Origin of the sequence: Lentzea indica, from assembly GCF_012184385.1 — a bacterium.
GTDB classification, from domain to species: domain Bacteria; phylum Actinomycetota; class Actinomycetes; order Mycobacteriales; family Pseudonocardiaceae; genus Lentzea; species Lentzea indica.
Genome location: NZ_VSRL01000285.1, coordinates 1 through 10,790, shown reverse-complemented (window position 1 = coordinate 10,790; position 10,790 = coordinate 1). Strand labels below are relative to the sequence as shown.

General features: G+C 68.7%; 13 protein-coding genes and 1 pseudogene. 9 read left to right on the top strand and 5 right to left on the bottom strand.

What is annotated here, in order from left to right:
• Both FXN61_RS41940 and FXN61_RS41935 read left to right on the top strand, forming a co-directional pair.
• The coding region (locus tag FXN61_RS41940) for a hypothetical protein (protein WP_188136067.1) at window positions 1-379 on the top strand (379 nt) is incomplete at its 5' end.
• A 99-nt stretch (window positions 380-478) separates the two neighbouring features.
• Entirely contained in the window at window positions 479-874 is a 396-nt protein-coding gene (locus FXN61_RS41935) for a histone-like nucleoid-structuring protein Lsr2 (protein WP_223165831.1), read from the top strand.
• A 598-nt stretch (window positions 875-1,472) separates the two neighbouring features.
• On the opposite strand, the gene FXN61_RS41930 is transcribed toward FXN61_RS41935, so the two are convergent.
• Window positions 1,473-2,279: an SAM-dependent methyltransferase gene (locus FXN61_RS41930; protein WP_167979410.1), complete on the bottom strand. Its 807-nt coding sequence runs from the start codon at window positions 2,277-2,279 to the stop codon at window positions 1,473-1,475.
• An 819-nt stretch (window positions 2,280-3,098) separates the two neighbouring features.
• On the opposite strand from FXN61_RS41930, the gene FXN61_RS54930 reads away from it, so the two are divergent.
• Window positions 3,099-3,233 carry a hypothetical protein gene (locus tag FXN61_RS54930; RefSeq protein WP_281360855.1) on the top strand — a complete coding sequence of 45 codons (135 nt, stop codon included), beginning with the start codon at window positions 3,099-3,101 and terminating at the stop codon, window positions 3,231-3,233.
• A 206-nt stretch (window positions 3,234-3,439) separates the two neighbouring features.
• Here FXN61_RS54930 and FXN61_RS41925 read toward each other — a convergent pair whose 3' ends face one another.
• From FXN61_RS41925 to FXN61_RS41915, 3 genes are all read right to left on the bottom strand, one after another.
• Window positions 3,440-3,649, bottom strand: a complete 210-nt coding sequence (locus FXN61_RS41925) for a hypothetical protein (RefSeq protein ID WP_167979409.1) — start codon at window positions 3,647-3,649, stop codon at window positions 3,440-3,442.
• A gap of 30 nt (window positions 3,650-3,679) precedes the next feature.
• Window positions 3,680-4,411 (bottom strand): response regulator transcription factor, encoded by a 732-nt coding sequence (locus tag FXN61_RS41920; RefSeq protein WP_167979408.1) that lies wholly within the window; start codon window positions 4,409-4,411, stop codon window positions 3,680-3,682.
• Window positions 4,412-4,588: 177 nt separating this feature from the next.
• Window positions 4,589-5,305 (bottom strand): prepilin peptidase, encoded by a 717-nt coding sequence (locus FXN61_RS41915; RefSeq protein WP_167979407.1) that lies wholly within the window; start codon window positions 5,303-5,305, stop codon window positions 4,589-4,591.
• Between the two features lie 190 nt (window positions 5,306-5,495).
• Here FXN61_RS41915 and FXN61_RS41910 point away from each other — a divergent pair, with 190 nt between their 5' ends.
• Genes FXN61_RS41910 through FXN61_RS41885 form a run of 6 tightly spaced genes read left to right on the top strand, consistent with a single transcriptional unit; the run spans window position 5,496 to window position 10,562 of the window.
• Window positions 5,496-5,705, top strand: coding sequence for a Flp family type IVb pilin (locus FXN61_RS41910; RefSeq protein WP_167979406.1), 210 nt, complete (start codon window positions 5,496-5,498; stop codon window positions 5,703-5,705).
• Window positions 5,706-5,710: 5 nt separating this feature from the next.
• Entirely contained in the window at window positions 5,711-6,139 is a 429-nt protein-coding gene (locus tag FXN61_RS41905; RefSeq protein ID WP_167979405.1) for a TadE/TadG family type IV pilus assembly protein, read from the top strand.
• Window positions 6,127-7,206 carry a pilus assembly protein TadG-related protein gene (locus FXN61_RS41900; RefSeq protein ID WP_167979404.1) on the top strand — a complete coding sequence of 360 codons (1,080 nt, stop codon included), beginning with the start codon at window positions 6,127-6,129 and terminating at the stop codon, window positions 7,204-7,206. Before FXN61_RS41905 ends, FXN61_RS41900 begins: the two co-directional genes overlap by 13 nt.
• 15 nt (window positions 7,207-7,221) lie before the next feature.
• On the top strand, window positions 7,222-7,995 hold the full coding sequence (gene cpaB / locus FXN61_RS41895; protein ID WP_167979403.1) for a Flp pilus assembly protein CpaB: 774 nt from the start codon (window positions 7,222-7,224) through the stop codon (window positions 7,993-7,995).
• Between the two features lie 15 nt (window positions 7,996-8,010).
• Window positions 8,011-9,186: a CpaE/TadZ family protein gene (locus FXN61_RS41890; protein WP_167979402.1), complete on the top strand. Its 1,176-nt coding sequence runs from the start codon at window positions 8,011-8,013 to the stop codon at window positions 9,184-9,186.
• On the top strand, window positions 9,183-10,562 hold the full coding sequence (locus FXN61_RS41885; RefSeq protein WP_167979401.1) for a TadA family conjugal transfer-associated ATPase: 1,380 nt from the start codon (window positions 9,183-9,185) through the stop codon (window positions 10,560-10,562). Before FXN61_RS41890 ends, FXN61_RS41885 begins: the two co-directional genes overlap by 4 nt.
• Before the next feature lie 96 nt (window positions 10,563-10,658).
• Here FXN61_RS41885 and FXN61_RS56750 read toward each other — a convergent pair.
• Window positions 10,659-10,790 (bottom strand): annotated as a pseudogene (locus FXN61_RS56750) (KH domain-containing protein); the annotation flags it as partial.

Genomic DNA, 10,790 nt, shown 5'->3' with positions numbered 1-10,790 from the left:
CGCGTCCGCGGACGCGGACGGCGGTGTGGTGGTCGTCGCGAACGCGGGCGCTGACGCCGATGTCGCGGTGGGCGTTGCCGCTGACGCCGATGTCGCGGTGGGCGTCGGCGTTGCCGCTGACGCCGATGTCGATGTGGACGTCGCCGCGGGCATCGGGTTGGGCATCGGGCTGGACGTGGCCGCTGCGGTGGGCCTCGACGCCGAGTTGGCCCTCGCCCTCGGCCTGGGTGCGGCGGTCGACGCCGAGGCGATCGTCGTCGCGGACGTGGACGCCTCGGGCGACGCCATGAGCGAGGTGCCGGACGTGGACGCGGACGCTGCGGGCAACTGCCCGGCGGACGCCGCTGACACCCCGACCGGTTCGGCCATCACGGTCTGATCGGCGCCTGAACACCGGTCGTGAGTTGCCGGTCGAGCGGGTGCGGTGGGCTCCATCTCACCGCACCCGTGTCAGGTGCCGTCACATGTCGTTGGTGAGGTGAGCGCAGTGGTGGCGAGGATCATCGTCAACAAGACCGACGATCTGGACGGGACCAGCAGTGACGACGTGTCCACGGTCTCCTTCGGCGTGGACGGGGTTCACTACGAGATCGACCTGAGCACGGCTCACCAGGAGCAGCTCCGCGCCGCACTGGCGCCGTTCCTCCCGGCGGCACGCCGGGTGGAGTGGGGCGCCGGTGGTTCCTACTCCACCCACGACGAGCTCATGTACCGCATTCGTTCGTGGGCGCAGGAACAGGGGGTCGTCCTGTGCGGCCGAGGTCGTGTCCCGAACGCGGTGATCGAGGCTTTCAAGGCCGCGCACGAAAGTTGTCCGGACGACATCACACAGCGGTGTGACGGTCTCCTCGAACCACCTCCCAAGCCCGAGTGAGCGCTGTCCGAGTGCGCTGCCTCGGCACTTCGACGTGCCGCGGTACGGCTGGCTTCCGCTTTCGCGTGGGCTGCGGCTTTGGTCGCGCCGCCAGCCTCAGAACGGATCCGCACGTGAGGAGCAAGATACCGATGAGCGTCAGATCGTAAAGCGGAACGCCCAACGGCTGAACCGATTCCAGTGCATTTGACATCAGAACTCCGAACTCGTGCGGGTCTGTTCGTCAAGGCTACGTCGCGCGCTGGGCGTGTGGTGTCGCGTAAAAGGGTGAAGTCGTAGCGCGTGCTGGTGTGCATCGCTGCTCGTCGTGGCTCGTGTGCCGCTCTGACGTGTGATGAACACGAGATTTCATTCGCACAGAGTCACAAATGTCGCGAAAAATTGAAGTTTCTTTTTTCGAACGACAATCCGGCGCGCTCGGCCCGTTTCGTGGTCAGGTCGGCGCCGGCATCGACGGGACATCGCCGCGGCCGTGCGTCCCCTCGGCTCGTGGCGTGTCCACGGACAGGCGGTGACGGGTGGTCCTAGCAGCTCTCCGTCGCCGCTTCGTCCGTGTTCGTGCTGGTCTTGCGTCACGGCAGGCTGTCCGTGCGGAGCCTTACCGCCTGCGTGCGAGTGCGGCGCAGCCGCTGAAGTGCTCGGGGTTCTGGTCCGGTTCGGTGTCGGCGTCCGGGAGCCAGAGCGGGATGGGGACCAGGCCCGGCTCGCTGACCTCGAACCCCGCCAGGAGGTCGCCGACCTCCGCCGCGCTGCGGAAGGCGAACTCGGGCAGCGGCTTGTTGTAGATGTCGCTGTAGAGCCTGAGGGCGTCGAGCATCCTCTCGTCGCGGTAGGTGTGCGAGAGGGCGACCTGGCACGCCGGTCCCAGCGCGTCCGCATAAGTGGTCAGCAGCTGCGCCGGCCCGGCGGAGTCGAGAACGTGGTGCAGCATGTCGATGGCGAGGAGAGCCACGGGCTCGTCGAGGTCGAGCAGGCCGCGCAGGTCCGGCGAGTCCAGGATCTGTTCGGGCCGGCGCAAGTCGGCGTGGAGATACGTGGTGCGGTCGTCGCCCGCCAGCAGTTCACGCGACTCGGCCACCACGACGGGGTCGATGTCGGTGTAGACCACGCGACACTCTGGATTGACGCGCTGTGCCACCTTGTGCACGTTGCCTGCGGTCGGCATTCCAGAGCCCAGATCGACGAACTGGTGAACTCCGTCGCGCACGAGCCGCGTGACCACGCGGCGCAGGAAGTTTCGATGCGTGCGCACCAGGTACGGCAGTTGGGGCGCGCACAGCGTGAACTGTTCCCCCAGCCGCCGGTCGGCCGCCGAGTTGTGCACGCCGCCCAGCCAATAGTCGCGAACTCGGGCGGTGCTGGGTTTGTCAGGGTCGGCGGCGCCCGGCGCCCAGATGGGCGGCAAGTCCGCGGAGGGGGGTGTTTTCGGATTGATCACACCACGCAGTATGTGCCATCGGCGGCAAGCGCGATGATCATAATGCCCAAAATTGGGGATCAATCCCGCCGGGGGTCTCCGAACCCGGCTCCAGCGAGGTAATCACGCATGCCGGTTTGTTTTCCTCACGACGTGGTCACGGCGCGGCGCACTGCCCCGGAGGTCGACAACATCGGATCGATTCGGATCGGGCGGCAAGGTACTTCAGAGAGTTGACATGGCCAATGGGGGAGATGTTCGGCTGCGCCGTGAACGAGGTGAGCTCCGTTCATTCCCGAGCCTCGGCCTGATCATCCTGTCGTCCCTCGGCCTGGCGTGGCCACCGCTGGGCGTCATCGCTTTCTTCGCTTTCATCGACACCAGCTCGGGCAAAACGGTTTCCAGGTTCCTCGTGCCCGCTGGCCAGGGTGCAGCCGACGCGGTCGGGGCACGGAGGTCACGACGTCGGCGGGAACGGTGACGGTCAACATCACCGGTGCCGACCCGGCCCGGTCGTTCCTCACGCCACCCGCTCGGGATCGGCGGACCGCCGGGCTTCCGCACCCTGGCGCGCAACGTCTCATACGAGGCACCGAGCTCCTCGGCGATCTGCCGCACCGGCCGATCGGTGGACCCGTCACCGATTCGCCGAGGACATCGTGCAGCTGGAGCTGCCGTGGCGGCCGAAGCTCGTGCCGTCCTTGATCTCGTTGCCGCCCAGGGGCCGGAAATTCTGCGGATTGGTCCAGGTTGACCCCGGCACCTCGAGTCCTGACAGCGTGTGCCGTCAGGCGTGAGGATGTCGTTGTGGCCTATCCATCGAACTGTCCGGAGCCGTTCCGCCGGCGGATGATGTTCATCGGCCTGCTGCTGATCGTCGGACCTGCAGTGCTCACGATCCTCCGGACTCGCCGCCTGAAGCGCCGGACCACCACCGCCTGACGGGCGTGGGATGTTCGTCGGGTCGGCACCGAGGCGCGGAACAGGTCCGGCCGGCCGGCTCATGACGTCGTGCTGCGTCGGACCACTGCCTCCACACGGACGTGGCAGGCCCCGGTGCCGGCAGGGGCGCGGAACTGTTTGCCGGCATCGGGGCTTGGTCGTGGGTGGATGTTCAGGGCGTCAGGTCGTTCAGAAGTCCCGGTTGCTCATGAGGTCGTCCTCGGTTGTGTGTCGAACCACAGCCACAGCGCCGCGACGAGCAGAACCGTCGCGAAAACTCCTTGCCACGCGGTGGGTTCCGTGATCATCATGACGAGGTTGACGGCGCTCAGCAGCCCGTAGACCATCGACAGAACGATCTTGACGCGGCGCTTGTCGAAGCCGTTCGCCGAACGCTGCCCGTTGATGCTGGCCATATCGAACCTCCTTTGCGCTCAACGTGTTCGTCAACGGCCGGGGCGGCCGCTGATCCCGCTCTCGACGCGCGGACGCGTGCGCAGCGGAGGCCGGTAGCGGTACCCGATACCGCGCACCGACTCGATCGGCGACGTCGCCGAGTCGTCCCAGCCGAGCTTGCGGCGGAGCCTGAGCACGGTGAACTTCACGCGCTCCGCCCCGATGCCGGTCGGGTCTTCCCACGCCTCGGCGAGGAGCTGGCCGGTGGACAGCGTCGCGCCCGCGTTGCGGGTCAGCATGCTCAGCAACCGGAACTCGATCGGGGTGAGGGACACCTCGCGGTCGTCCACGTGGACGAGCCGGGAAAGAGGATCGATCTTCAGCGATCCGTCGTCGTAGACGCGCTCTGACCACTGCGCCGGGCGCGCCCTTCGCAGCAGCGCCTCGACCCTGGCCAGCAGTTCTCCTGTGGTGAAGGGCTTGGTCAGGTAGTCGTCGGCACCCGCGCGCAGGCCGCGGATCTTGTCCGACTCCTGGTCACGTGCACTGAGCAGCAGGACCGGCACGTCGCCGAGATCGCGGATGCGTTCGAGGACGCTCAGCCCGTCCATGCCGGGCAGTCCGATGTCCAGCACGACGAGGTCGGGCTTGCAGTCGTACACCGCCCGCAGCCCGGCCCTGCCCTCGGACGCGCGGTCCACCTGGTAGTTGTTCCTGGCCAGGAGCAACGCCACGATCCGGGCGATGTCCGGATCGTCCTCGACTACGAGCACTCGTGGCATGGTTCCTCCTGGTGGTTCACGCACGATCAAACGTATGTGCGCAGCTGGAAGATCACCTTCTCGTCATCCGTCCGTGAATTGGCCCTGTTCGCTGTGTGACGAATACGTGCAGGGTGGCCTCAAAACGACGTATGCGTCACGCGAACGGGTGATGGGCGCGGTGATGAAAAGGCGCGACTACTGGCCTGGCGTGACGAGTAGGACCACGAACGTGGCATAGACCATGAACGGCCCGAGCGGCAGGGCGGTACGAGGGCCCGCCCGTCGCACCGCCAGCAGGACCGCGCCGAGAAGTCCACACAGGACGAAGGACAGCACGGTCGCGAGCAGGACGGACTGCCATCCCGCCCATCCCAGCGCCATGCCGAGCGGTCCGGCCAGCTTGACGTCGCCCAACCCCAGATGCCCTGGCCTGATCAGCGCGAGCACCAGGTACCCGCCCGCGAGCGCGGCGCCCGCCAGCAGCGCGCGGAGGAACCGGCCGGGCTCCGAGTTCACCAGCGCCGCGCCTGCCAGCAACGCGGCCAGCACCGGGTAGGCGGGCAGGGTGAGCCGGTCCGGCAGCCGGTACACGATCAGATCGATCGTCGCGAGCGCCACGCACAGGACGGCGAGCCAGGCGAACGCGACCAGCTCAGGCCGGGCCACCGCGTACCCGAGGGCGCCGAGCACCGCCGCGGACGCGATTTCCGTTACACCGCAATGCATTGCTACGCGCTCGTGGCAGGACGGGCAACGGCAGGCGGTCGCGGAGCGAAGCGTGCTCCCGCAGCGCGGGCACGCTGTCCGCTGGGGTGCGTCCGGCGGTACGGAGAGCCGGAAGACCGCGGCGCGAACCCACGGTCCGGCCAGCAGACCCGCAGCGGCTCCGGCCGCAGCCGTCGTGAGATGCACGCCTGAGACGCTAGGTCAGAGTCCACACAGGACCGGGTTTTGTCCTCCATTCGCACTACAAGGCGTCGTCTCCATCGGGCGTTTCGCAAATTCTTCTGGCCGTTCGCCCGCTGTCTGCGGGGGTTGCCCATCCCGCACAGTTGTCCACATCGGGCGGCGATGGACCGCCCAGCCACCGGAGGAGACCGAGATGTTCACCGCAATCGCCTACCTGCAGCTCTGGATCAGCGACCGCTTCGACAACCGCGAGCGCGGCGCCACCGCCGTCGAGTACGGCCTGATGGTCGGCCTGATCGCCGCCGTGGTCATCGGCGTGGTCATGGCGCTGGGCGGTCAGCTCGAAGGGGTGTTCGACGGCGTCAGCGACCAGCTGCCCGCTGTGGCACCTGCCGCAGGCTGACGGGAATGAAGGCGCCGCTCGGAGCCGATCACCTCGGATCGGCTCCTCCGGCGGGCCGCGATCGTGGAGCGGCGGCGGTCGAGTTCGCGCTCGTGCTGCCGATCCTGCTGCTCCTGATGTGCGGCATCGTCGACTTCGGGCGGGCGCTGCACGCACAGGTCGTCCTGACCCAGGCGGCCAGGGAAGGTGCGAGGCTCGCGGCACTGGGTGAACCGGACACGGTCACCCGCACGCTCGACGCCGCCGGAACACTGTCCGCGGTCGCGGTCGACGTGACGGCCTGTCCCACGAACCTCGTGGCGGCGGACGCCGTCGTGACCGTCACCCACGAATTCACCTTCGCCACTCCGATCGGGGCCCTCACCGGCACCTTCGGTGGCGACACGGGCCCGATCACCCTCACCGGGAAGGGAGTCATGCGATGTCTCGGCTGATGTCACGGCTGCGGCGCGACGACCGCGGCGCGGTCACCATGCTGGTCGCGCTCATGCTGGGCGGCGGCCTGCTGCTCGGCGGCGGCGCGCTCGTCATCGACGTCGGCCAGTTGTACAACGAGCGCGCCCAGCTGCAGAACGCGTCGGACGCGGCGGCGCTGGCGCTCGCCCAGGCGTGTGCCGAGGGCACAGGTTGTGCCGGCAGCACCGCGCTGAACTACGCCAACCTGAACTCGAACGACGGAACGTCCACAGTGGATCTGGTCTGCGGCGTCGACGCGAACGGTCTGCTGGACTCCTGCCCCGATGACGACGCCGAGGCGGCGGGTTGCCTCGGCGAGCGGCCGGCGGAGGGCAAGTTCGTCGAGGTCCGCACGAGCACTCGCCAGGCGGACGGATCCACCTTGCTGCCCGCGACCTTCGGGCAGGTTCTGCTCGGCTCCTCCTACCAGGGGCGGGGCGTGGCCGCGTGCACCCGCGTGGGGTGGGGCGGCCCCAGCGCCACCTATGGCTTCGGCGTGACGATCTCGCTGTGCGAGTGGCAGACCGCCACCGGTGGTGGCACCACGTTCGCGCCGGCGACCGGAACGGTCGACGCGAGTTTCGAGCGCGTGCTGATGCTGCACACCACATCGGGAACGAGTTGTTCCGGCAATCCCGCCGGCTGGATCCTGCCCGGTGGCTTCGGCTGGCTGGCCGACGCGACGGGCGCCTGCCAGGCCTACGTCGACCTCAACGGTGTCTACCGCGGTGACACCGGCGTGAGCGCTTCCACTGCGTGCAAAGAGGAGCTTGCCGACGCCAAGACGTACAAGACGACCTTGCTGGTGCCGGTGTACGACGGCGCGGGCGGGACCGGGCACGAGGGGTACTTCCACCTGAAGGGCTTCGCCTCCTTCGTGGTCACCGGCTACCACCTGCCGGGCCTGAAGGCCGCGACTTTCCAGAACCACTGCAGGGGCGAGGAGAAGTGCCTCTACGGCTACTTCACGACCGCCTTGCTGCCCGCCGACGCCGTGCTCGGCGGCCCGGAGATGGGCGCGACCGCCGTCCGCGTGCTCGGCTGACACCGGAGAAGGATCATGAAACGACGCTTGCTCACCATCGGCCTCACGCTGCTGCTCGCCGCGGTCGGCACCATCTCGGTGCTGCTCTACGTGCGCAACGCCGACGCCAGGGCGCTGGCGGGCAAACACGCCGTCCCCGTGGTCGTCGCGGACAAGCGCGTGCCGGCGGGCACGAGCGCGGGCGCCGCATTGCGCGGCGGCCTGCTGCGACTGGAGAAGATGCCCGCCGAGACCGTGCCCGAGAACGCGCTGGAGGAGATCAGCGCGGACCTCGCCAAGCTGGTGGCGACCGCCGACGTCCAAGCGGGCCAGCTCGTGCTGAAGCCCATGTTCGCGGCGGTCAAACCCACGTCGTCCAGTCTCGCGATCCCCGAGGGGAAGGTCGCCGTCACCGTCGAGCTGGGCGCCCCCCAACGGGTGGCCGGCTATGTGAAGGCCGGCTCGCAGATCGCGGTGTTCGACACGCACACCGTCCTCGACGAGAAGTCGAGGACGCCGTCCGGCGCCGGGCTGGAGAAACAGCCCGAGAGCACGCAGGTCACCCGGTTGCTGTTGCCGAAGGTCGAGGTGCTCGCGCTCGGCGCGCCACCGGCCCCGAACGCGAAGTCGGGTGACGGCGCGGGCCAGGGCGGCGTGCTGGTCACGGTCGCGGCGACCCAGGCCGAAGCCGAGCGCCTGATCCAGCGTTCCCAGTTCGGCACCTTGCACTTCGCACTGCTCACCGACAGTTCCCAGATCAGCCAGGGCAACGGCACCGACAGCAAGTCCGTCTTCGACCCGGCCAAGTAGGAGTGGAGAAACGCCATGGCAATCCTGTGCACCAAGACGAAGGCGGTGATTCCGCCGCTGACCGGAGCGATGGGCGGCGAAGTGTCCCATGTGGACGATCTCGCCGCGGCTGACCGGCTGCTCGCGTCCGACGACCTCGAGACTCTGGTCGTCATCGGGTCCGATGTGGACCTGACGGAGGCGTTGAACTTCACCTCGTCCCAACGACTTGCGCGTCCCGCGCTGGGTGTCGTCCTGCTGCGCGAGCGGCTCGAGGTGACCGTGCTGGCCCTCGCGATCCGTGCCGGGGTCCGCGAGGTGGTGCCGGAGTCCGACCTCGACCTGCTCGCCGAGTCCTGCCTGCGTTCGCGGGACCTGTCGCGGGCGACCCCCGCCGGCGTCACGATTCCCGCCCAGCAGTCGGCCGAGGGCAAGGTCGCGGTCGTGTTCGCGACCAAGGGCGGCTGCGGCAAGACGACCACGGCGACCAACCTGGCGGTCATGTTGCACGCGGGCGGTGCCAACCGGGTCTGCCTGGTGGACCTGGATCTCGCTTTCGGTGACGTGGCGATCTCACTTCAGCTCACCCCGGTCCGCACACTGGTGGACGCGGTGGTGATGGACGGCCGGCTCGACGAGACCGGCGTGTCCGGGCTGCTCACGCGCTACCGGCCGGGCCTGGACTGCGTGCTGGCGCCGGTGGAACCCGGTGACTCGGAGCAGATTCCCGCTTCTCTCATCACGGACGTGCTCCGGGTGCTGCGCCGCATGTTCGACTACGTCGTCATCGACACGCCGCCGCAGTTCAACGAGCACGTGCTGGCGGTGCTGGACGAGGCCGACCACCACGTCCTGCTCACCACCCCCGACGTGCCGACGCTGAAGAACCTGCGGCTCACCATCGACATGCTCGACATGCTGTCCTACCCCCGCGACCGGCGCAGCATCGTGCTGAACCGGGAGGACTCGCGGGTCGGGCTCACCGTGGCCGACGTCGAGAGCGTCGTGAAGACCAAGGTCGCCGTGCGCGTACCGGCGAGCCTCGCGGTGACCGCCTCGATCAACAAGGGTGTGCCGATCACCGTCGAGCAGCCCGACCACCCGGTCAGCGCCGCGTTCCGGGAGATCGCCACGCGGATCCTCGCGGGCGCGAAGCACGAGCCGGTCGCCGTCCGCCGCGGGTTGTTCGGGTTGAGGAGGCGGTCCGGATGAGGCTGAGCGACCGGCTGGTTCAGCTGACCGCGCCCGTCCGGACCGAGGGCGAACCGGTGGTGGTGCCCTCCGCCGTGGTGCCCGAGACGCGCAGGGAGCGCAGTCCTGACCACTTCGCCGCGGTCAAGGGCCGGGTGCACGGGGCGTTGCTGGACACCCTGGGCCCCAAGCTCTACGACGAGCGCCTCGACGAGCACGAGCTCGAACTGCGGGTGCGCAACTCGCTGCAGGCCGTGCTCGAGCAGGACGAGACCCCGATGACGCTGGCCGACCGCGGCCGGATGGCGGTCGAGGTCGCCGACGAGATCCTGGGCCACGGCCCGCTGGAGCCGCTGTTGCGGGACCCCGACGTCAGCGAGATCATGGTCAACGGGCCGGACCACATCTACGTGGAGCGCAAGGGAAAGCTCCAGCTGGTCGACGCCGCGTTCACCGACGAGAGCCATCTGCGCCGGATCATCGACAAGATCGTGTCGCGGGTCGGCAGGCGGGTGGACGAGGCGAGCCCCATGGTGGACGCGCGGCTGCCGGACGGCAGCCGGGTCAACGCCGTCGTGCCGCCCATCGCACTGGACGGCTCATCGCTGACGATTCGCAAGTTCGCCACGGACCCGCTCCAGGTCGCGGACCTGATCAGGTTCGGCACGATCAGCCCCGCCGTCGCCGAGCTCCTGTCGGCGTGCGTGCGCGGGCGGCTGAACATCCTCGTCAGCGGCGGCACCGGTTCGGGCAAGACGACGACGCTCAACGTGCTGTCCTCGTTCATCCCCGAAGACGAGCGCATCGTCACCATCGAGGACGCGGCCGAGCTGCAGCTGCGGCAGGACCACGTGCTGCGCATGGAGTCGCGGCCGGCGAACGTCGAGAACCGCGGCCAGGTGAGCATCCGCGAGCTCGTCCGCAACTCGCTGCGGATGCGGCCGGACCGGATCGTCGTCGGCGAGGTCCGCGACGGCGCGGCGCTGGACATGCTGCAGGCGATGAACACCGGGCACGACGGGTCGCTCACGACAGCGCACGCCAACACCCCGCGCGACGCGCTGTCGAGGCTGGAGACGATGGTGCTCATGGCCGGTGTCGACCTGCCCAGCCGCGCCATCCGCGACCAGGTCAACTCCGCGCTCGACCTGATCATCCAGCAGGCCAGGCTGAAGGACGGCACCCGGCGGATCACGCACATCACCGAGGTGGTCGGCATGGAGGGTGACGTGATCACGCTCCAGGACCTCTTCGTGTTCGACTTCGCGGCGGGTGTGGACGAGAACGGGAAGTTCCGCGGCACGCTGCGCTCGACCGGCCTGCGCCCGACCTTCGCCGACCGGCTGGCCGACCACGGCATCCCACTGCCCACCGGCCTCTTCTCGTCGGAGAGGTGACGCGATGATCCAGCGGCTGATCTCGTGCCGCGACCGGCAACCTTCGCCGCGTCTTCCGGCGCTCCGCAGGGCGCCTCGCGGCACCTCCCCACGCCCAGCAACCAACACAGCCAACCAGGACGAGGCCGTGGGGCCGTCCGCCGCACCGACGTAGATCGTGCCGTCGTCCTCGATGGAGATGTCGGCACCGGTCTGCTCGGTGATCGAGTTGATCATCTTGCCCTTCGG